Annotated in this window: 18 protein-coding genes; 11 read left to right on the forward strand and 7 right to left on the reverse strand. The window is 53.3% G+C overall.

Translation table 11 applies throughout. The annotated features are described in order from the left end of the window. The first annotated feature begins 3 nt into the window (after positions 1 to 3). The 7 genes from metG to QYC28_RS12405 all read left to right on the forward strand — a co-directional run bounded on the left by metG (position 4) and on the right by QYC28_RS12405 (position 7,491). Positions 4 to 1,593 (forward strand): methionine--tRNA ligase, encoded by a 1,590-nt coding sequence (gene metG, locus QYC28_RS12375; protein ID WP_302679570.1) that lies wholly within the window; start codon positions 4 to 6, stop codon positions 1,591 to 1,593. A 65-nt stretch (positions 1,594 to 1,658) separates the two neighbouring features. Continuing rightward, the gene (locus QYC28_RS12380; protein ID WP_302679571.1) at positions 1,659 to 2,354 is read left to right on the forward strand and encodes an NYN domain-containing protein; all 696 of its coding nucleotides are present in this window, start codon (positions 1,659 to 1,661) and stop codon (positions 2,352 to 2,354) included. Continuing rightward, positions 2,341 to 3,570 (forward strand): LPS export ABC transporter periplasmic protein LptC, encoded by a 1,230-nt coding sequence (gene lptC, locus QYC28_RS12385; RefSeq protein ID WP_149821274.1) that lies wholly within the window; start codon positions 2,341 to 2,343, stop codon positions 3,568 to 3,570. Before QYC28_RS12380 ends, lptC begins: the two co-directional genes overlap by 14 nt. 33 nt (positions 3,571 to 3,603) lie before the next feature. Beyond that, entirely contained in the window at positions 3,604 to 4,197 is a 594-nt protein-coding gene (locus tag QYC28_RS12390) for a 2OG-Fe(II) oxygenase (protein ID WP_149821276.1), read from the forward strand. A 42-nt stretch (positions 4,198 to 4,239) separates the two neighbouring features. After that, a complete protein-coding gene (locus QYC28_RS12395; protein WP_149821278.1) occupies positions 4,240 to 4,770 on the forward strand; it encodes a hypothetical protein in 531 nt (176 codons plus the stop codon). Positions 4,771 to 4,795: 25 nt separating this feature from the next. After that, the gene (locus QYC28_RS12400; RefSeq protein WP_149821280.1) at positions 4,796 to 5,254 is read left to right on the forward strand and encodes a hypothetical protein; all 459 of its coding nucleotides are present in this window, start codon (positions 4,796 to 4,798) and stop codon (positions 5,252 to 5,254) included. A 224-nt stretch (positions 5,255 to 5,478) separates the two neighbouring features. Next, entirely contained in the window at positions 5,479 to 7,491 is a 2,013-nt protein-coding gene (locus QYC28_RS12405) for an IMS domain-containing protein (RefSeq protein WP_302679572.1), read from the forward strand. Here QYC28_RS12405 and QYC28_RS12410 read toward each other — a convergent pair. From QYC28_RS12410 to glgA, 5 genes are all read right to left on the reverse strand, one after another. Next, positions 7,484 to 8,362, reverse strand: a complete 879-nt coding sequence (locus QYC28_RS12410) for a carbohydrate ABC transporter permease (RefSeq protein ID WP_149821285.1) — start codon at positions 8,360 to 8,362, stop codon at positions 7,484 to 7,486. The genes QYC28_RS12405 and QYC28_RS12410 overlap by 8 nt on opposite strands. Further along, complete coding sequence (gene carA, locus QYC28_RS12415) at positions 8,359 to 9,507, reverse strand: glutamine-hydrolyzing carbamoyl-phosphate synthase small subunit (RefSeq protein WP_302679573.1); 1,149 nt, start codon at positions 9,505 to 9,507, stop codon at positions 8,359 to 8,361. Before carA ends, QYC28_RS12410 begins: the two co-directional genes overlap by 4 nt. Positions 9,508 to 9,600: 93 nt before the next feature. Next, positions 9,601 to 10,659 (reverse strand): heat-inducible transcriptional repressor HrcA, encoded by a 1,059-nt coding sequence (gene hrcA, locus QYC28_RS12420; RefSeq protein WP_302679574.1) that lies wholly within the window; start codon positions 10,657 to 10,659, stop codon positions 9,601 to 9,603. Between the two features lie 136 nt (positions 10,660 to 10,795). Continuing rightward, on the reverse strand, positions 10,796 to 12,094 hold the full coding sequence (locus QYC28_RS12425; RefSeq protein ID WP_149821291.1) for a recombinase family protein: 1,299 nt from the start codon (positions 12,092 to 12,094) through the stop codon (positions 10,796 to 10,798). 20 nt (positions 12,095 to 12,114) lie between these two features. Continuing rightward, positions 12,115 to 13,539, reverse strand: a complete 1,425-nt coding sequence (gene glgA, locus QYC28_RS12430; protein WP_286668763.1) for a glycogen synthase GlgA — start codon at positions 13,537 to 13,539, stop codon at positions 12,115 to 12,117. Between the two features lie 122 nt (positions 13,540 to 13,661). Between glgA and QYC28_RS12435 the strand changes: the two genes are divergently transcribed. The 4 genes from QYC28_RS12435 to cbiD all read left to right on the forward strand — a co-directional run bounded on the left by QYC28_RS12435 (position 13,662) and on the right by cbiD (position 19,653). Then, on the forward strand, positions 13,662 to 14,957 hold the full coding sequence (locus QYC28_RS12435; RefSeq protein ID WP_302679575.1) for a glutamate-5-semialdehyde dehydrogenase: 1,296 nt from the start codon (positions 13,662 to 13,664) through the stop codon (positions 14,955 to 14,957). Positions 14,958 to 15,317: 360 nt separating this feature from the next. Further along, a complete protein-coding gene (ppsA, locus tag QYC28_RS12440; protein WP_302679576.1) occupies positions 15,318 to 17,756 on the forward strand; it encodes a phosphoenolpyruvate synthase in 2,439 nt (812 codons plus the stop codon). A 122-nt stretch (positions 17,757 to 17,878) separates the two neighbouring features. After that, a complete protein-coding gene (locus QYC28_RS12445) occupies positions 17,879 to 18,544 on the forward strand; it encodes a HEAT repeat domain-containing protein (RefSeq protein WP_302679577.1) in 666 nt (221 codons plus the stop codon). A 5-nt stretch (positions 18,545 to 18,549) separates the two neighbouring features. Continuing rightward, entirely contained in the window at positions 18,550 to 19,653 is a 1,104-nt protein-coding gene (gene cbiD / locus QYC28_RS12450) for a cobalt-precorrin-5B (C(1))-methyltransferase CbiD (protein WP_302679578.1), read from the forward strand. A gap of 189 nt (positions 19,654 to 19,842) precedes the next feature. Here cbiD and QYC28_RS12455 read toward each other — a convergent pair whose 3' ends face one another. Together QYC28_RS12455 and QYC28_RS12460 are read right to left on the reverse strand one after the other, a co-directional pair. After that, positions 19,843 to 20,619: a hypothetical protein gene (locus QYC28_RS12455; RefSeq protein ID WP_302679580.1), complete on the reverse strand. Its 777-nt coding sequence runs from the start codon at positions 20,617 to 20,619 to the stop codon at positions 19,843 to 19,845. Positions 20,620 to 20,622: 3 nt separating this feature from the next. Further along, complete coding sequence (locus QYC28_RS12460; protein ID WP_255451670.1) at positions 20,623 to 21,927, reverse strand: ParA family protein; 1,305 nt, start codon at positions 21,925 to 21,927, stop codon at positions 20,623 to 20,625. Positions 21,928 to 21,999: the final 72 nt, after the last annotated feature.

The following is a 21,999-nucleotide window of genomic DNA, read 5'->3' on the forward strand; positions in this document are numbered from 1 at the left end:
TGCTTGTCACCGCACTTTTCACTCACTACCCCCCTGTACTACGTCAATGCCCTTCCCCACATTGGCAGTGCCTACACAACCATTGCTGCCGATGTGCTTGCTCGCTTCTATCGTTTGCAGGGCTATCAGGTGCGGTTCATTACCGGTACCGATGAGCATGGCCAAAAAATTGAGCGCACCGCCCAACAGCGGGGTCTCAGTCCCCAAGCCCACTGCGATGAGATTGCCGCTGGTTTTCAAGCCCTGTGGCAACAACTGCATATCCACTACGATCGCTTTAGCCGCACCACCAGTCCTCGCCACCACGCCATTGTCAACGAGTTTTTTCAGCGGGTATGGGACAACGGCGACATTTACCTCGGTCAGCAGCAGGGTTGGTACTGTGTCGAGTGCGAAGAATTCAAGGAGGAACGCGAACTGCTTGAGGGTCGGCGCTGCCCGATCCATGTGAATCGCACGGTGGAATGGCGAGATGAGCGCAACTATTTTTTCCGCCTCTCGAAGTATCAGCCGGCGCTTTTGGACTACTACGCTGAACATCCTGACTTTGTCCAGCCCCCTAGCCGTCGCAATGAGGTGCTGAGTTTTATTGAGCGGGGGCTGCAGGATTTTTCGATTTCGCGGGTGAATTTGGCGTGGGGGTTTCCCGTGCCCACGGATCCAGATCAGACCCTCTATGTCTGGTTTGATGCCCTCTTGGGCTATGTCACTGCCCTCTTGGAACCAGAAGATGAGCCAACCTTGGCCAATGCCCTCAAAACCTGGTGGCCGATTAACCTACACATAATCGGTAAGGATATTCTTCGCTTCCATGCCATCTCTTGGCCAGCAATGTTAATGTCGGCGGGTTTGCCACTGCCAGAGCAAATTTTTGTCCATGGCTTTCTCACTAAGGATGGTCAAAAAATGGGCAAAAGTCTGGGGAATACCCTTGATCCCTTTGCCTTGGTGGCGCAATACGGTGCCGATGCCGTGCGCTACTACTTCATGAAGGAGGTGGAGTTTGGCCGCGATGGTGACTTTAGTGAGACCCGCTTTGTCAATATCCTCAATGCGGATCTGGCCAATGATTTGGGCAATTTGCTCAATCGCACGCTGAAAATGGCTTGGAAATATACCGATGGGAAAGTACCCAATGTCCAAGGGTCAGCGATTCCGCGCGAGCATTCCCTGCGGCAACTGGCGGAGCACCTCTGCCAAACCTATGGCCAAGGGTATCGGCAACTGGCCTTCCATGAGGTCTGTCAACAGGCACTGACGCTGGCACGGGCGGGGAATAAGTTCCTTGATGAAGAGGCACCGTGGAAACGCTATAAGGCTGGGGAAACTCAAGCGGTGGCGGAGATTCTCTACTGTGTATTGGAGTCAGTGCGCCTTGTGGCCTATGTCCTTGCCCCGATTATCCCCCAACTGAGTGAGGCTATCTATGGGCAGTTGGGCTATAGTATTAAATTTAACGGATCAGTTGCCCCAGACCTTTTGGGCGATCGCCAAGCCCAGTGGGGTGTTTTACCGGCCTTGCAACCTCTGGCCAATCCAGAGCCGATTTTCCAAAAACTGTCGCTGCCTGCAACTGTCGCCGATTCCCCTTGAGGCGCGATACGCTAGAGGTATGACTTCATATTTCGATAACACACTTTTTTTGAGATGATTTCTACATGGTTACATCTTCGTCTTCAGCTATTTACACGCCAGAACAGGTGTTACAAAATCGCGGGCGCGTTGCCATTTTTATTGATGGCTCCAACCTCTTCTATGCAGCACTCCAACTGGGCATTGAAATTGACTATTCAAAACTCCTCTGCTACTTGACCCAAGGTTCCCGTCTCTTTCGCTCCTTCTTCTATACGGGGGTTGACCCCACCAATGAAAAACAGCAGGGGTTTTTGCTGTGGATGCGCCGCAATGGCTACCGTGTCGTCTCCAAGGAACTGGTTCAACTGCCGGATGGCTCGAAAAAGGCCAACCTTGATGTGGAAATTGCCGTCGATATGATGGCACTGGTGGGCTGCTATGATACGGCCATCTTGGTTAGCGGCGATGGGGATTTGGCCTATGCGGTGGATGCTGTGAGTTATCGGGGGGCACGGGTCGAGGTGGTGAGCTTGCGATCGATGACGAGCGATAGCCTGATTAACGTTGCCGATCGCTACATTGATCTCGAAAGCATCCGCGAAGAAATCCAAAAAGCACCCCGCCCAACCTATACCTATCGCCCCGTCACGGGTAGCCTGACGCCGCCCCCCATTGTGACTCCCCATTGGGAGCAAGATACCGCCGAAGGGAAAGATGAAGCTGCGGCCAATAAGTCACCCGAGACCCTAGAGAACCTAGACAACAATGCCTCTGCCTAGACCCCTCCTCCCCCTTTGCCTTGTACTGGCCTTGACAGGCTGCGGCTGGGTGGATCAATGGGTGGGCGAGGAACCCTCACCAGAACCAGAAATCACGGGGGAGGTCAAGCTGCAAAATCTGACCCTACGGCAAACCAATGCCAAAGGTGAACTTCTCTGGTTATTACAAGCGGCGGGAGCGCGCTATCGCGATGACGATCGCCAGCAATTGGAGATTCAAAACCTCACGGGGGAATTAAAGGCAGAGGGCAAAACTGCTTACAAGGTGCAAGCTAAGGCAGTCAATGTGCGGCAGCGGGATGGACAACTCTGGATTGAAGGCCGCACCACCGTCACTGATCTCCAGCAAAAGGGGACGATTGTGGCCGATCAATTGGTCTGGCAGGGCGATCGCGGCGTTCTCATTGCCCAGAAAAACTTGCAAGCCCGCTATCCCCAAGTCACTGTTACTGCTAAGCGCCTCGAAGCCGATAGCCAACGCCAAGAACTGCGTGCCCTCAATGCCGTTCAGGTGACCTCGTCAGCCAAGGAGGCCAAGGATTTGCAACTCAGTACGGAGAGTCTAGTGTGGCAGCAGCAACCCAATCGACTGTTGGCAGGGGTGATTGGTCAAGGGGGGGTCACCGTCCGCGGTGTGGCGGGCGATCGCCAAGGGCAGCGGCTGCAAGCCCAAAGAGCCATCTGGTCGATTAGCGATCAGGTAGTTATCCTTGAGGGGGGTGTTCAAGTGCAGCTTCCCAACCCTGCCCTACGGGTTGAAGGAGAAACGGTACGCTGGTTGATTCCGCAGCAGCAATTGGTGAGCGATCGCCCGGTGCGGGTGCAGTACTCCACTCAAGGCATTCAAGGGCAGGCCAATCGTGGTGTCTTCCTGATGGCTGAAAACCGCGCCATCTTTGACAATGCCCAGATCAATAGTCAGCCCCAAAAGGCACAACTGCGTGCCCAACGCCTCAATTGGTGGATTCCCCAAGAGCGGGTGGAAGCCAGTGGTCAAGTGGAAATTCAGCGCCCCAATGCCCACCTGCGCACGGCTCAACTGATTTGGCGGATTCCCCAACAGGAAGTGGAAGCCCAAGGGGGCGTCTTTTACCGCCAGCGCAATCCCCGCATTCAAATTCAGGGACAGCGGGCAAAGGGGTGGCTCGATCGCCAAGAGGTGATTGTCAGTGGCAATGTCCAAAGCGAAGTACCGCTGCAACTACGCCTCCCCTAAACCGATGGTAGAGATAGTAACAATCTTTGCCCTATGAGTGCTGCACCATTGCAAATTCTTGACTTGGGGGGTGAGATTCTCCTCTTCCAGCGTTTGATTCCGGCTCACCAGTGTCAGCAGGTGATTGCTACGGCTGAGAAGGTGGGGTTTGAGGATGCACAAATTCTCATGGGGACGGTCGATCGCTCAGTGCGCGGTGGCAGTTTGCTCCGCTTTGATCCCCAAGATCCCCAACAGGACACGATGCGGCAGATTCTGCTTCAAGCCACACAAACGATTCAAATCGTCCTCTACCAGCACTATGGCATTCGCTTTCCTGAAATTGAGAACTTCTCGATCCTGCGCTATCGCGTGGGCGAGGGCTATCGCCGCCATGTGGACAACCTGCTGCTGGCCAGTCGGCAAATGGAACTGGCGCAAGGTATCCCAACACGGGATGTGAGTTTAGTGGGCTATCTCAACGAGGACTTTCAGGGGGGAGAAACCTATTTCGATCGCCAAGGGGTGAGGGTCACACCCCGCACCGGTGATGTCGTTGTCTTTCCCGCCTACTACACCCATCCCCATACGGCTTTGCCCGTGGTGCAGGGGACTAAATATGCCTTTGCCACTTGGCTATTCTATTGATGGATGATCATGAACCCTTTAGGCAATAACTCAGCAACAACCATGACTGAACCTCTGCGCTTCAAAACCTCGCCCCTGATTTCGGGAACGCTCATTGCCCTCTATGGCGCACTCACACTTCCTCTCCCCTTTTTGGCGGCACAGACGGCGGCGCCTGTTTCACCCCTGCTGCTTTGGGGGGCGATCGCCTGTGGGGGCATTTTGCTCTGGGGGGCACTGAGTCAGCGGGTAGAACTGGACGCGCAAGGGATTTGCCTCACCTATCCCGGTTGGGTGCCCCCCTTCCTGCGGCGGCAGTGGCAACTGGCTTGGTCAGAGATTCAAGGGCTTCAGCCCCGCAGTACCAGCCAAGGGGGCTTGGTCTATTATCTAGTCACTGCCACAGGTCAGGGGTATCTTCTGCCGATGCGAGTGGCGGGGTTTGCCCAAATGATGCGTGCCATTGAAACCCATACCGGATTGCCCACAGAGGTGGTTAAGCCCCTTGCTCAGCCTTGGATGTACGGTATTTTGGCCGTCTTTACGCTGCTCTTGGGAGCGGTTGATCTGTGGATTTTGACCACTGTGGGATAATAGGGGCGTGTTGAAGTGCTGAGCGATGACCATGAGTGCGAATCGGTTTGTGGCCTATCTGCGTCGAGCAGTGGTGTGTTTGCTCCTGAGTGTCCTGTGCTGGTCAAGTATCGCCACGCTGCCGGCGATCGCCGCTATTCAAGTGCGGCTCTTTGACCTCAGTTACCATGAATGCCCGCCAGAAATTGGTGAAGGTTCAGTTACACCCGGGGGCACGACCCTCAAGGCCAACTGCTACCTGATTACTGGCAAAGCAGAGAATAAATCCAGCAAAACAGTGGTGGATGCCGATGTCTTTGGCCGCATCTACGATGCCAATGGCAATCCAGTGTTGCAAAACCGCACACGGGTTGGGGCAATTGATGTGATTCCACCTGGCATTAGCGATTTTGAAATTCGCATTAGCGTGCCCTACGACCAACCAACACCTTTGCAGTTGGAGCAATTTAAGGCCTCTGGCTTTACAGCAAAAGTGCGCGGCTAAGCCAGCCAATCTCTGCGCAAACTCGCACTGAGGGGCAAAAATTGTGATACCCTAGAACGCTTGATGCTCCCTTTTTTCTGGGAATCCTCTGTAGTGTCATTCCCAAAGGCTTCTGGTGTAATTTCTAAACCCTTAGCCATTTTTGGAGGGGTTCCCTGTTCTTCCTAAATCAAGGCACGTGTTGCGGTTGATGGACTGGTTTATCTCTAGAGGTTTGGGTTCAGGTGCGCATTCCCCTCGACTATTACCAAGTGCTGGGTGTGCCAATTCAGGCAACGCCGGAGCAAATCGAGCAAGCGTTTCAGGATCGGCTGTTGCAACTGCCCACCCATCAACACTCCCCCACCACCGTTGCCACCCGTCGTGAACTCATTGAGCAAGCCTATGCGGTTTTGCGAGAACCTGAGCAGCGCCATGCCTACGATCGCCACCGCCGTGCCGTTGACCCCGATGATTTAATTGCCCAGTTGGATCCCGATACCACCGCTCCCCACCTTGAAATTAGTGATCAGCAATTTTCGGGGGCGCTCCTCCTGCTCTATGAACTGGGGAACTACTCCCAAGTGGTCAAACTGGGAGAACAATTCCTAAAGGGGGATGCTTTTGATCTCAACCGCCCCTATACTTCCTCTGCCGTCGTTGCTGACATTACGCTGACTGTGGCTTTGGCCTATTTGGAATTGGGACGCGAGGAATGGCAGCGGCAGTCCTACCAAGCAGCCGCCTCTCGCCTCGAAGCCGGTCTAGGGGTACTTCAGCGGGCGAACCTGTTTCCTGAACTCCAAGAGCAGTTTCAGACGGAACTGAATCGCCTACGTCCCTACCACATTCTGGAGTTACTGGCACTGCCGCTATCCGATAGTGTGAATCGGCAGCGGGGTATTTTATTGCTGCGGGAGATGCTCAGCGATCGCGGGGGGATTGAAGGTCGCCATGACGATCACTCTGGCCTTGGGGTTGAGGATTTTCTGAAATTTATTTTGCAACTGCGCAGCCATCTCACCGTAGCAGAGCAACAGGAACTCTTTGAACGAGAATCCCGCCGTCCCTCAGCAGTAGCGACCTATCTGGCAGTGCATGCGCTGGTGGCACGGGGTGTACAGGAACTTCAGCCAAGCTATATTCGCCGCGCCAAGGATTTACTAGAGCGACTCTCTCCCAATCAAGACATCTACCTTGAACTGGCCAGTTGTTTACTGCTGTTGGGTCAACCTGCTGAGGCACTGGCCGCTCTCGATAAATCTCAAGATCAGCAGAGTCTCGCCTTTATCCGCCGTCATTCCCATGACTCCAGCGATCTGCTGCCGGGGCTGTACTACTACACAGAGCAATGGCTACGGGAAGAAATTTATCCTGCCTTTCGGGATTTGGGGGAAACGCCGGTGGCCTTGGATGCCTACTTTGCGGATCCCGATATCCAAACCTACCTAGAAGCTCTCAGTGACGACTCCTTTGCCCCTGAACCGCCCAGCACCACTGCCTCTGCCCTCCCCGAAGTCATTAGACCAACGGTGGCCGTGCCGCCGCCCGTCTCCTTCACAGCGGAAACGTTGCCCTTGGAGTATCATACTGGGCTGGGTCAAGGCTTTTCGGCATCGGCTGCTACCCGCTCTTCAACCGCCACGGAGACCGACACGCCCCCAGCATCCACTCGCAAACGGCGCCGCCCACCAACCAGTCACCACAAAAAACGTCAGACTTGGTTTTGGATGGGTGCAGGGGTTGTTCTTGTTGGGTTAGGCGCCTTGGCAAAAGTCTATTGGCCAGCCAAAACGGCTGAAGCCCCCCCACCACCGCCAGTGACCCCGACGCCAACTCCTGTGGCAACGCCACAACCAACGACCTTAGCCACCACCTTAACGCCGGAGATGGCACGCGATCGCCTCCGCACGTGGCAGCAAATTAAAGCCCAAGCCCTTGGCACGGCATTTGAGATGGACAAACTAGCAACGATTTTGGCGGAGCCAGAACTCAGCCGCTGGCGATCGCGGGCACAGAGCTTAAAATCCGAGGGCAGCCATTGGGTCTATACCCTCAAGAACCTAGAAGTGAAGGAAGTCCGTCCCCGAGGGAGCGATCGCGTGGATGTATTGGCGGAAGTCAATGAGGATGCCCGTTTCTATGAACAGGGGACGCTACGCAATGATATTTCCTATAGCGATCCCTACCGCGTCATTTACACCTTTACCCGTCGCGGCAATCAATGGTTGATTCAACGCATGCAGGTGGTTAGCTAAGGGGCATTTCCACCTGTCGGCCAAACTTGAGATTCAAGAGAGACAACGACAGGATAAATAGGAATAAGACCAGTCCCATCGTACAGGCGTAGTTTATCTCTAAGCGCTGAAAGGCATTCTCGTAGATGTAATAAACAATGGTCTTGGAGCTATTGAGGGGCCCCCCTTGGGTCATGACATAGACCTCTTCAAAGACCTTCGTGGCAGAAATTGCTGAGATAATGCTCACCAAAAGAATATAGGGACGCATCAGCGGTAAGGTAATATCCCAATGCTGTCGCCAGCCGTCACTACCATCGAGTGCTGCCGCTTCGTAGAGTTCACCACTAATCCCCTGAAGTCCCGCCAGATAGATCACCATGTAGTAGCCCAAGCCTTTCCAAATCGTGACGGCCATGACACTAAAGAGGGCGAGTTGGGGACTTGTCAGCCAAGGAATCGGGGTGTCCCGCAGATGTAGACCCTGTACCAGTTGGTTGAAGAGGCCATTGGGGGCATAGAGCCAGCGCCAAGCAATCCCCGCCACCACCATTGAGATAATCACGGGGCTGTAGTAGGCAGCACGAAACCAGTGGATGCCCCGCAGGGGTTGATTGACCAAAATCGCCAACAGCAGGGGGGCGATCGCCAGAATCGGCACCACTACCACTAAATAGAGGAAAGTATTGGCCAAGGTTTTCCAGAAAACACCATCGCGCCACAATTGCGCAAAGTTGGCCCATCCCACCCACACAGGCGGACTCAGGAGATCCATCTCATAGCGAGTGAAACTAAGGAAAAAGGCCTGTAGGGCTGGCCAAAAGACCGTCAGTGTGAGTAACCCCAAGGCAGGGGCAAGAAAGAGATAGGAGGTGAGCGATCGCCCTTTCATTGGCTGCGGGGGTGCTGTTGACGATAGGCACGCATTTGCGCCACAAACTCGCCAAAGAGATAATCAGCATCGTGGGGGCCGGGGCTGGCCTCAGGGTGATACTGCACTGAGAAAATCGGCAATGTTTGGTGCTTCAGACCGGCAACGGTTTTGTCATTGAGGTTAAAGTGGGTAATCTCAACGGGGGTTTGGGCAAGGGATTCTTCAGTAATGGCAAAGCCGTGGTTTTGGCTGGTAATTTCCACTTGCCGCGTCAGGCCAGCGGGCTGGTTCAACCCGCGGTGACCAAATTTCAGCTTGAAGGTTTCCGCCCCCAAAGAAAGTCCCAACAACTGATGCCCCAGACAAATGCCAAACATGGGACGCTGAGCCACCAGTAATTTGCGGGCGGTTTCAATGCCTTCCTGAACCGCCGCAGGGTCGCCGGGGCCATTGGAGAGGAAAATGCCATCGGGGTCATAGCTGAGAATCGTTTCCGCTGGCGTATCCGCCGGCACGACAATCACACGGCAGCCATAGCTGGCCAAGCGACGGAGAATATTGCGCTTCACACCAAAGTCAATGGCCACAACTGTTAGCGGTGGCTCTTCGCTGGCCGTTTGGGGACGAAATTCCCAGGCCGGGGGCGTTGGCTCTGTCCATTCATAGGGGGTGCGGGTGGTCACCACCTTGGCTAGATTTTGTCCCTGCATACTGGGAGCGGCAAGGACTTTTTGCAGCAGTTCAACGGGATCAAGGATTTCCGTGGAGATGCCGCCATTCATGGCACCGACAGTACGAATTTTGCGGGTGAGGGCGCGGGTGTCAATCCCATAAATTGCGGGAATGCGATGGGCTTTGAGGTAATCAGGTAAGGATTGTTGCGATCGCCAGTTACTGGGAATGTCACAGATATTGCGAGCAACCGCACCGCGCACTTGGGGGCGATCGGATTCATCGTCTTCGGGCGTGGTTCCGGTATTGCCCAACTCAGGGTAGGTGAATGTCACGATTTGACCACAATAGCTTGGGTCAGTGAGTACCTCTTGATAACCCGTCATGCCGGTATTAAAGACCACTTCGCCAATGGCCGTTCCCGGTGCCCCAAAGGAAAAACCGCGAAAGACTGAACCATCGGCAAGAACCAGCAAGGCGGGTGTCGGCATTTCAATATCTCCAACTGGGAAAGCCCAATAGTTTATTGTGCATGATAAAGCCGGCCGTTGACTGCACAAGAATTCTCTGATGTTTTGATTTTCTTACTTGCGGCGACTCACCTGTTCGGTTAGATAATCTGCCGCTGTGGCCACTAGGGGAATAATCCGTGCATAGGGCATCCGCGTCGGCCCTAGAATGCCAATACTGCCCACGGGGGAGTCCCCATAGCAATAGCAGGAATAAACCAATGTACAGGACTGCATCGGCGCTAAGGTATTTTCACTGCCAATGCGGATTTGCACCTGCGAGGGGGCTTGGCTGTCGCTACTGATCAAGGGAGCCAGTTGATCCTGTTGGTCTTCGAGAAGATGCAGTAGCATTTGTACCTGCTCCACTTGGGAAAACTCTGGCTGCTGGAGAACATCGGCAAGACCACTGATGACAAAGGAGGTGCCTTGCTGGCTGTAGCGATCGCTCAACTGCCGCAGTAGGGTCTGAAGCTGCTGACTGTAGGTCTGAAACTCCAAATCCAGTTTTTGCCAGTCAATGGCACTGAGTTCCACCAGCGATCGCCCCTGCAACTGATGGTTAAGAAAGTTGGTAAGCACCTGTACAGTCCGCTCCCGCAGCTCAGGATCCTCTTCCCCTTGATCCAATTGGATCAGGGCGGATTGGGTTTCATAGGTATCGAGAACAAGAATGACCATCACTTGGTGCGGCTCTAAAGCCACCAGCTGAATGAGGCGAATCTGCCGCTCCAAACGATTGGGCAGCGTGATCAGCGTAATGTAACCGCTGAGATCTGAGAGCAACTGCGCCGCTTGCCGCAAGATCACCTCAAGACGTTGTTGTCCCCAGATAAACCGCTCACTCAAGAGGCTCTCAGCTTTGCGAGCCACATCGGGAATGGGCTGGATTAGTTCATCCACATAGACGCGATAGCCAGAATCAGAGGGCACCCGCCCTGCGGAGGTGTGGGGTTGGTAAAGCAGGCCACTTTTTTCGAGGAGCAGCATCGTATTGCGCACCGTGGCCGGGCTGACGTTGAGGTTGTATTCCGTGGCGATCGCCTTTGAGCCAACAGGTTCTGCGGTGGCAATGTAATGGTTAATGGTGGCGCCCAGAATTTGCTTTTGGCGATCGCTGAGTTCAATCGTCATAACCCCTTACACCTGTGACTTGTTATCTGTGTTTTTTATCTATCTATAAACTAGCCTTTGTATTTCAGCAATTCTGAGTTGCAACTTGCCGCTATGGCGATTGGTCTTTTGTGACTAAAAACTCAGCTAGAAATGGCTAAGCAGTACTGCCAATGGGGGATTCCCAAATAAATTGCAGATGGATCGACCAAGGCTGGCAGGGGCGGCTGGTCACCTCGATCGCCCGCAAAAATTCCCGTAGATAAAACCGTTGCTCCGCTGCCGAGAGTTGGTACCAAAATTGCGGCTGACCAAGGGTCACCGCTAGTTGCACAAGATTGCTAGGAGGCAATTGCGCCTGCTGTGCTTCAAGTTGTGCCCGTTCCCCAGCCAGTTTATAGCGGCGCAGTTGAGCGGTTTCGGGATCCAAGAGGCCTTGGGCTTCTAGTTCGGCAAGGCGGTGCAGTTGGGTTTCAATTGCTTGCAGTTGAGCCGTCAGCGGTGGCGGCAGCAGCGACAGTTGGGCGATCGCGGGCGGCAGGCGCTCAGCAATTTGATCAATCACAGCAGCCAAAGCCGCGTCGTAGGGAATGCTGCGACACTTGGGGGAGAGGGGACAGTGGAGGGGACGCAAATAGGCATATTGGCTCGGTTGGCGGTAGGGTTGCACCTGAGTCCGGCCAAAGCGTTGCTGACATTGGCGGCAAATCACCAATCCCGCCAGAGGATGGGGGGCACTGGCACTGCGACGAGGCAGAGAGCGTTGGCGTCGCAACAGCCGATCCACCTGAGCCGCTTCATCGGGGGCAATCAGGGGGGCATGGGTCTGGGGAATCACCGTTTTCCCTTGGTAGTAGAGATGGCCGCGATAGACGGGGTGGGTCAACCAGCGCCGACCGGTCGCTACGCTAATCTGCTTGTGGTGGGTGGTGGCAATAAAGCGCACCGCCGCACTGAGGGAGCCATAGAGGAGAAAATGCTCGACAAAATCCTTGACGACAACGGCTGCCGCTCGATCAATGACATAGTGCTCTTTGCCGCGGCGATAGCCATAGGGAGCACGACCCGGCGGCGGACGGTGCTTGAGACGATTGCGGGCATGGCTGTGGCAGAGGGTTTGCTGGTGGAGTTGCTGCTTTACCTGATCCCAAAGGGCTAAGAGTTGATCGCCACTGGGGGGGCGATCGCTCACGTAGCCTTCGGCTAGGGCAATCACGGTAATACCCGCTGCCTCCAGTTGCCGCAGGCGATCGCTCACTTCCATCACCGTTTGGCCAAGGGCACTTAATTGGTGCAACAGCCAATAGCCCGGTGCTAACCGCTGCAACCAGTACCGCAACTGCGGCCGAGCAGCCTCCGCATCCAGTACCCAGTGGTCAATCTCCTGCCCCCACACTTGGGGATCGGGTAGGGGCTGCCAGAGGGGATCAATGTACTCGTAGGCAATAATGACCACACATTACATCGTCCTGAGGATCAGGTCGTTGCCGGTACTAGGGTTGGCCTAGGATTGGGCATGGTCTCCGGCGGCAAGCCATAAATGGAGTTATAGAGGGCATTGTAGGCTAGTGCTGATTTTGTCCAGCTAAAGTCCTCGCGCATACCCCGCTGCTGGAGGGTGTGCCACTCCCGTTTGTAGCGATACCCTTCCCAAGCCCGCACTAGACAGGTGTAGAAGTCAAGGGGTTCATAGCGGTCAAAGCAGTAGCCCGTTCCCGTTTGCTTCTCGGGGTCATGGTGAAAGACGGTATCCACAAGGCCACCGGTACGGCGCACAATTGGTACACAGCCATAGCGCAGGGCAATCATTTGGGCAATGCCACAGGGTTCAAATCGGCTCGGCATAATGAAGGCATCGGCACCGCCATAGATCCGCCGCGACAGGACATCACTGTAGAGCAACTGGACACTACAGCGCCCCGGAAACCGTGAGGCAATTTGCCACATTTGGGTTTCGTAGTAGCGATCGCCCGTTCCCAAGAGGACAAACTGGCTATCGGTGTAGGCCAAAAAGCGATCCAGCACCTGAATCAACAGATCCAACCCCTTTTGCTCCACCAAGCGGGTGACCATCCCCACCAAGAAAGCACCGGAGTTCACCTCCAACCCCAGTTCCTCTTGGAGCGCAATTTTGTTGGCCTTACGCCGCTCAAGGGTATCTACGGTGTAGTTTTGCACAAGGGCGCGATCGGTACTGGGATCAAAGACCTCTGTATCAATACCATTGAGAATGCCGGAGAGCTTGCCACTAATAAACGACAGCAGCCCTTCCAATTTTTCACCATATTCGGGGGTTTTAATCTGTTCGGCGTAGGTGGGCGAAACCGTATTGACGCGATCGGCATACTGCACGGCTGCCGCCATCGTATTGTGCCCCTGCATGTACCACGGACACCAAGTAATTTGCTCGAGGCGCCACCGCCAAGGCCCTTGATAGGCCAAGTTATGGATTGTAAACACAGTGGTAATGTCGGGATCCTGATGCATCCACACTGGGATCATTCCCGTGTGCCAATCGTGGCAATGGATAATCTGGGGCTTCCAGTAGTTCCAAGCAAATTCTGCTGCCCCATTGGCAAAGAAGGTGAACCGCCAGTCCTCATCCTCACCGTAGTAGATGCGGCGGGGATTAAAGCAGGGATGGCCAAACAGGTAAAGGGGAACATCCGACCCCGGCAACACGGTTTCATAGACATGGAACGTCTGAAACATGGCATGGCCAATCCAGATGGGATCCTTGGGGATCTCCACCTTATCGGGCAAGAAGCCATAGTAGGGCATAAAGATACGCACATCATGTCCCATGCGGCGTAACACCTTGGGCAGGGAACCCACCACATCTCCCATGCCCCCCACTTTCGCCAGCGGTGCCGCCTCAGCAGCAACAAATAGAATTCGCATGATCCTCCTGAACCTGTTTTTTGGCCAATTCTAGGGCAACGCAATTGCCGTTAACCTACCACAAGTGCGGGACAATTTGGCGTACGATCGCCCTTGATACGTCTTTGGAATTGACAATCCCTATGACCGATTCTCCCCTCGTGCAACGGGTCAAAGAAGTTCATGAGCAGGCGCGTCTGTTGGCGACGCTGGATGCCACTGCCCGCAATGATGCCTTAGAACAGGTAGCCTGTGCCCTTGAGGCGGCGCGGGAGGAGATTCTGGCGGCCAATGCTGCCGACTGTGAGCAGGCCAAGGCCAATCAGCTCAATCCTTCTCTCTATGCGCGGTTGGAACTGAGTCCCAGTAAACTAGCGGCGGCGATCGCCGGGGTGCGTCAAGTGGCGGCCCTTGCGGATCCTCTAGGTCAGCGCCAACTCCATCGCGAATTGGATACAGGCTTAATTCTCAGTCGCGTCACCTGCCCTTTGGGGGTGCTGGGGGTAATTTTTGAAGCGCGTCCCGATGCCGTCGTGCAGATCGCTTCCTTGGCAATTAAATCGGGGAATGGCGCCATTCTCAAGGGAGGACAGGAGGCGAGTCGCTCTTGCCAAGCGATTATGCAGGCCATTCACAGAGGGCTAGAGAAGTCGGCAGTGCCCGCTGGGGCGATCGCCCTCCTGATGCGGCGGGCAGAAATTACGGAATTGCTGCAACTCGATCAATGGGTTGATCTGATCATTCCGCGGGGTTCCAATGAATTTGTACGTTATATCCAGAACAACACGCGGATTCCTGTGCTGGGGCACGCCGATGGTCTGTGTCATCTCTATGTGGATGTCGCTGCGGATCTGGAGAAGGCGATCGCCATTGCCCTCGACGCCAAAACCCAGTACCCTGCCGCCTGTAACGCCATTGAGACGCTTCTTGTCCATCGGGGCATTGCCGAAGCCTTTTTACCCAAAGTGGCTGCTGCCCTTGAGAAAGCAGGGGTGGAATTGCGGGGGGACGGGATCGCCTGCCACCTCGTGCCCATGACCCTTGCCAGTGAAGCCGACTGGGCGACAGAATACTGCGATTTGATCCTCTCCATCAAAGTCGTTCCCGATCTCGATGCCGCGCTGGATCACATTGCCACCTATGGATCGGGGCACACTGAAGCCATTGTTACCGAGGATGCTGCCGCCGCCGCCCGTTTTCTGCAAGAGGTGGATGCCGCTGGCGTTTTTCACAATTGCTCCACCCGCTTTGCCGATGGCTTCCGCTATGGCTTTGGCGCTGAAGTCGGTATCAGTACCCACAAATTACCGCCGCGAGGCCCGGTGGGGCTAGAGGGATTAGTTACCTACAAATACCAACTGGTGGGGAATGGCCACATTGTGGCAACCTATAGCGGCGCCAATGCCAAACCCTTTACCCATCGTGATTTGGAATCCTAACGAATTTAAGGGATTGTTAAGCAACAAACAAAGCCAATTTGTCTGTTTCAGAATGGAGATATAGGGCAATTGTGATTTAACCACCGTGCAGATGATGACCGCTGCAAACTTTGCCTATCCAGTCTCCGTTGGAAATGTATTGCGTGCTTTACCCAGTGTTTGAGCAAAGGAGCAGCCTGCGTTTGTCAACGGACAATTCTGACTTGGGAATTGCGTGCAGTTAGGTGATTCACAGATTCACGATAGCAAAGGGAGCCAAAGACACTCAAAACTTTAACGGCTCAAGCACTGCTGTTGCATCCCCAGAGGGACAGCAAACGGCAATTTAATCAATGAAACTTAATGTTTGGGAGCATAACAATGACTCAATCCATCCCTAGACCAACCAGTGAAGTGACCCATCGGGAAACAGCGTTTGTTTTAGAACTGAATTCCTTGAGCTGCAAAGACCTGCCACTGGTAGGGGGCAAAAACGCTTCTTTGGGGGAAATGCTCCAACAACTGACGCCCAAAGGCATTAATGTCCCCGATGGTTTTGCGACCACGGCCTATGCCTACCGTTACTTTATTCAAGCGGGAAATCTTGATACCCAACTGCGGCGGCTCCTTGAAGGTCTCGATGTCGAGGATGTCACAGAACTCCACCGCGTGGGGCAAGCGATTCGCTCGCTAATTTTGCACACGCCGTTTCCCCAAGAATTGACGGATGCGATTGCTGCCGCCTACCAAAAAATGTGCGATCGCTATGGCCCAAATACGGACGTGGCGGTTCGCTCCAGTGCCACCGCTGAAGATTTGCCCGATGCTAGCTTTGCCGGTCAGCAGGAAACCTACCTCAATGTCCATGGTCTCAAGGGCGTTCTCGATGCCTGTCATCGCTGCTTTGCCTCACTCTTTACGGATCGGGCGATCTCCTACCGCCAGATCAAAGGCTTTGACCACTTCAATGTGGCCCTGTCGGTGGGGGTGCAAAAAATGGTGCGCTCCGACTTGGCCTGCTCTGGGGTAATGTTCTCCATTGACACGGAAACAGGCTTTAAGGACACAGCGCTGATTACTGCCGCCTATGGCTTGGGTGAAAACGTTGTCCAAGGTGCCGTCAACCCCGATGAATACCTTGTCTTTAAGCCAACCTTGAAGGCGGGCTATAAACCCATCTTGAAAAAAGCCCTCGGTACCAAGGAAATCCGCATGGTCTATGCCCTTGGCGGGACGAAGCTCACCCGCAATGAACCCGTGCCTGAGCCACTGCGGAAACAATTTGCCCTCAGCGACGAAGAAATCCTCACCCTAGCCCGCTGGGCCTGCCTCATTGAGGAGCACTACTCTGCTCTGCGGGGTACCTATACACCGATGGATATTGAGTGGGCAAAGGATGGCCTCACGGGTGAACTCTTTATCGTCCAAGCCCGCCCCGAAACCGTCCAATCCCAAAAAGCCACGAATGTCCTGCGCAGCTACCATCTTGAAGCAAAAGGGACGTTGCTCGCCACAGGTCGGGCAGTTGGCGAAATGATTGGCCAAGGCCGTGCCCGCGTCATTCTCAATGTCCGCAATATCGATCAGTTCCAAGCGGGGGAAGTGCTGGTGACCCATCGCACGGATCCCGACTGGGAGCCCATCATGAAAAAAGCCAGTGCCATTGTCACCGATCAGGGGGGACGCACTTGCCATGCGGCGATTATTGCCCGTGAGTTGGGCATTCCTGCCATTGTCGGTTGTGGCGATGCCACCGAAACCATCCCCAATGGTGTTGAGGTCACAGTTTCCTGTGCTGAAGGGGAAGAGGGGCACGTCTATCAGGGATTACTGCCCTTCCATGTGGAGGAAGTGGCTCTGGAAAATCTGCCGCGGACCCGCACCCAAATCTTGATGAATGTGGGTAACCCAGAAGAGGCCTTTAGCTTGGCGGCAATCCCCAATGATGGGGTGGGGTTGGCACGCATGGAGTTTATTATCGCCAACCACATTCAGGCGCACCCCTTGGCATTGCTCCACTACGATGAGTTGACCGATGAGGTGGCAAAGCTGAAAATTGCCGAGCTGACTCAAAACTACACCGACAAGGCGGAATACTTTGTTGATAAATTGGCTCAGGGGATTGGGGCGATCGCTGCCGCCTTTTATCCCAAGCCTGTGGTCGTGCGCATGTCCGACTTCAAAAGCAATGAGTACGCCAACCTCTTGGGCGGTCGCCAGTTTGAACCCCATGAAGAAAACCCAATGATTGGCTGGCGGGGCGCTTCCCGTTACTACGACCCCAACTATGCCGAAGGCTTTGCCCTTGAATGCCGCGCCATGAAGAAAGTCCGCGATGAGATGGGGCTGACGAACGTGATTCTGATGATTCCCTTCTGTCGTACCCCAGAGGAAGGACGGCGAGTACTGGCAGAGATGGCCAAACATGGGCTGAAGCAAGGGGAAAATGGTCTGCAAGTCTATGTGATGTGCGAACTCCCCAGCAACGTGGTGTTGGCGGATGCCTTTGCCGAGGTCTTTGATGGCTTCTCCATTGGCTCCAATGACCTGACGCAACTCACGCTGGGGTTGGATCGCGATTCGGCCTTGGTGGCGCACCTGTTTGATGAACGCAATGAAGCGGTCAAACGCATGGTGGCGCAAGCGATTCAAACGGCGAAGGCCAAGGGGCGCAAAATTGGCATCTGTGGTCAAGCCCCCAGTGACTATCCTGAGTTTGCTCAATTCTTGGTAGCGCAAGGGATTGACTCCATTAGCCTCAACCCCGACTCCGTCCTGAAGACGATGCTGCAAATTGCTGAGGCTGAACAACAGGCCTAGAGTGCACAACCCAGTGACAACGCCTAAGCTGAGGGCAGAGAATTGAAGCCGCGATCGCTCTGCCCTTTTTTGTGGGTAACGCCAGCAAGTAGGATCAAAGGAATCAGGTGGAGAATATTAGCGTGGACATAGCAGCAATTCAGGAACTCATTACCTCAGCGGATGTGGGCGATCGCCTGCGGGGCATCAATCAACTGCGTAGCCTTGACCCCAACGATGCCTTTCGGCTCATTCAACCCCTCAGCCAAGATGAAAATTCCCGTGTCCGCTACGCTGCGGTGAGTCAAATTGCCAGCCTTGGGCACGTCAATCTCAATCAAGCCCATGACCTGTTGCGCGATCGCCTGCTCCATGACAGCGAAACGGATGTCCGTGCTGCCGCAGCCGATGCCATGGCTGCCCTGCAAGTTCCCTTTGCCCTTGAAGATTTAGAAACGGCCTACCACAGTACCGATGATTGGCTGTTGCAGTTTAGTATCATTGCCGCCTTGGGTGCCCTAGGCAATCCTGCTGCTGTTGGGCTGCTCACGGAAGCCCTCAATAATCCCCAAGAATTGGTGAAATTAGCCGCCATTGGTTCCCTGGGTGAACTGAAACAACCAGAAAGCATTGTCCATCTGCGGCAGTTTGTCGAGTATCCCGATTGGCAAGTCCGCCATCGGCTAGCGATCGCCCTTGGCCAAATTGGCACTCCAGAGACTCGCCCCCTGCTGGAACAGTTGACCACTGATGCTGCGGAAGCGGTTGCCGAAGCGGCTCGCACTAGTTTGGCTCAGTTAACTACTTAACACCCGTGGGTTATACGCTACCAGTTTTTGCGGCGGCGGCGGCGGTGGCGGCATTGCGTTGCCTCACGGAAGGAACCTGTCCCAAGGAAATCACCCTTGCGCTGCTACGCCCCAATCGCTGTGAAACCTTTAGGATTGCCCAAGGGGCATCCTTAGATGATCAGCAGGCCTTGGCCATTACCTACAGTGAACCGAGTGATGCCCTTGATCTCACCCGCCATACCCCGATCTGGGCTTGGGTGCGCTGGCAAGACCCTGCAACTGCTCCCAAAATTCACATTGAGGGGGGCTTTGGGGTGGGGCGCGATCGCGCCACGGGCGAGGCAGCTATCTATCGCTATGCCCGCTTGTTGTTAACCACTAACCTGTTGCTCTATTGTCCTAAGGAGCGGGCGATCGCCGTCACGATTCTCCTGCCCCAAGGGAAAGACTTAGCAGAGCGCACCTCCAATGCGGCCTTTGGCATTGTTGAGGGACTCTCCCTACTGGGAACCACTGCCTTAGCACAACCCCTCACAGCCTCGGAGCAACTGGAGCGCTATCGCGAGGACTTAGCCCAGAAAGCAGCAAAATCTCCCATCCTCGTCTTTTGTATTGGCGAGAACGGCCTTCAGGTAGCCCAACAACTCCAGATTCCCCCTTCCCTGTGTGTAAAAACTGCCAATTGGCTAGGGCCAATGCTGGTGGCCGCTGCTCAACACAAGGTTCAACAGTTGCTCCTCTTGGGTTACCACGGCAAATTAATTAAACTCGCTGGCGGCATTTTCCATACCCATCACCACCTTGCGGATGCTCGCCAAGAAATTCTCACCGCCTTTTGTGCCCTTGCAGGCTTAGACCCAGAGATTCTGCATCAGGTGTGGCAAGCACCAACGGTTGAGGCTGCCCTCAAATTTTTAGCAACAATGGCTCCCCAAGCCTTACCTGAGATTCTCAGCCACATTGCCAACCGCATTGATGAGCGCGCCATTACCTATATCCATGCCCATTGTGCTGCTCCCATCAGACGGTCATTACAGGTGGGATGTGCCTTGTTTGGGCGCGATCGCCAAATTGTCGCCATCAGCGAGGCAGGAAACCTAATTTTGACAAGGATTAGGCTATACTAAGTAAAAGACTCAATAAAATCTGTACCAGCACTTATGAATACAAACTGCCATGTTCTGATCACGAATAAGTCCAAGCTATAGCTCATATTCTTGAGTAACATTCATGACGCTTTGAGTATAGCCTATCCCTCTTGAAAATATCTCATCTCCTTTCGAAATGGCTATACAAGGGCTGTATTGCAGAAAGCTCTACCCAAATGAGATGCTAACTTCATCCCAGCGGCCTGATGGTGCGATTGTCTTCAACTCATCAATAGACTTAAATTTTCTACCCTGTTTAATTTCTTGAATAATTTTTTCAGCTTCTTTAAGCTCTAACCTCGGAACACTCTTGGCAAGATTCTTAGCGTTTTTATAGGAGTTGATGCGCACAGATTTTTGTGGATTGGGATTAGTCTTTGTCTCTTTAGAGATATGTTGCTGCAATTCACTAAATTTGCTTTTCAGATTATCCAATTCTTGGAAAATTTTTTCTAGAAAATTTACAATAGCCTTATTTTGGTCATTTAAGCTCTTCTGTAACTCAGAAAATAATTTCATAACTGATTGGGAATCTTGATCAACTAAGTTACTTCTCTCTGATTTTTGTGAATAAGAACCATCATCTTTAGAATTTATTTGCAAGATAGATTTGAATCTTTCTTGGAAGGTTAGAACTTCTTCATCTTCAAGCTCAATTCTTGATGCCCATAATTGATGGATACCCAATTCACGGGCAAATTCAACTATCTCCTTGCCGAAGACAACTTCATACGCTGTCTCACCTTCTGGTGTAGTGACTGGACGAATAATGAGGGGGATGAGGTTGGTTTTATATTTATCTAAGTCTTCACGGATCAGTTGTGGTGAAGCAGAGAATAAGTCTTTGGGGTAGGTCTCTGGTACTGTCAGATAATCAATATGAATCTGACCCTGATGTGTCTGATGTAAGCCGAGGTGCTTCGAGATGCGATTGGAGTGACTCATACTCTATGATGCCTGAGTAAAAAGATAGCGAGCTAAATTTTCAAATGAAGTCGTTAAATCATCAATCGATTCTTTATCTGATCGATCTAATTCTTCATAAAATTTTCTACTAAATATCGGTTGCTGAGACTCTGTGGCTCGCAACATCACAACTCGGTGTGCAATCCATGTTGATTCGGGTAGAATTTGCACGGTCTGTCTGCCATTGGCTGCTTTTTCAAGAATATTCGACAACTTCTCTTTCATCTCATAGTTAGCTGCCGATGTTGTACGATTATACATACTCACAGCGATTCCAAGGGGTCGAGGCGGAGTTTCCATGGCATCCCTCATGGCCTCAAGGCGGGCTAGAACGTACTCTATTGCCCGTATAGGGTAGGGGGCAAATTGCGTCGGTATGAGTACCCCATCAGACGCCATTAAAGCAATGGCATTGACTTTACCAAAGGCGGGTGGTGGATCAATCAGCACAATGTCATAGCCATGATTTTTGAGTTTTCGTTGTAATACTCGATCAATATCAATCGTGCTGATGAGTGCGGGTTCCTTGTCAGCTAGGCGAATGTGGGCGGGAACAATGTCAAGGTGTAGGTTGCCCCAAGCTCTTTGATAGACCACATCTTCTAGGCCAACCTTTGGCTCTAGCAATAGGTCAGCAATATCCTTCTTGCCTTGCTCTTCTACATCTTTGAGGGGGTTAATGCCGACGCCAATGGTTAAGTTAGACTGTGGGTCAATATCAATCAAGAGAACTCGCTTACCCATCGTGGCAAAGGCAGCACCAAGATTGAGGGTTAGCGTTGTTTTGCCAACGCCCCCCTTGTGATTAAAGACGGTAATGATCATGGGTGACTCCTTAGAAGTGGTTGAGGAGATAGAAAAACTCTTTGCAAGTGCCTTTTCAAAATAATGATAGACTTTGAGCCTTTGCTGGGTTAAGGCAGTCACTAGAGCAGCGGCTGCAGAGCGGTGTAAAATTTTAGTCAGTTTCTGAATGGTTTGTTGATCGAGGATCCCTGAAGCACATGTCACCTGCTGAAGTGGTTCTCTAAGGGGATTTTGATACAAAAGGTGGTATTCTCGGCCATTGGTGAGTAACCCAAAAACAGCCTGCGCTGCTTCCATGTAGTACCTCAATTGCTGGCCACCCGTCAGCCGGGACTGCGCTGGGGTTTTCACCTCAATGATCAGATAGTTCAGGGGGCGATCGCCCGCCATCGGTAAGGCCACCAAAAAATCAGGGTAGCCTTTTCCAATTCGAGGTTTGGCTTGATACTCAGAAGACTGATAGCCCCACTGCTTGAGCAACGGTAGGATAATTTTCTGTTCCGTATTTGCTTCATTACCCATGGGAAGCCGCTATGCAGGGAGCGCGCTCAG

The organism is Thermosynechococcus sp. HY596 (assembly GCF_030518715.1).
Lineage (GTDB): Bacteria > Cyanobacteriota > Cyanobacteriia > Thermosynechococcales > Thermosynechococcaceae > Thermosynechococcus.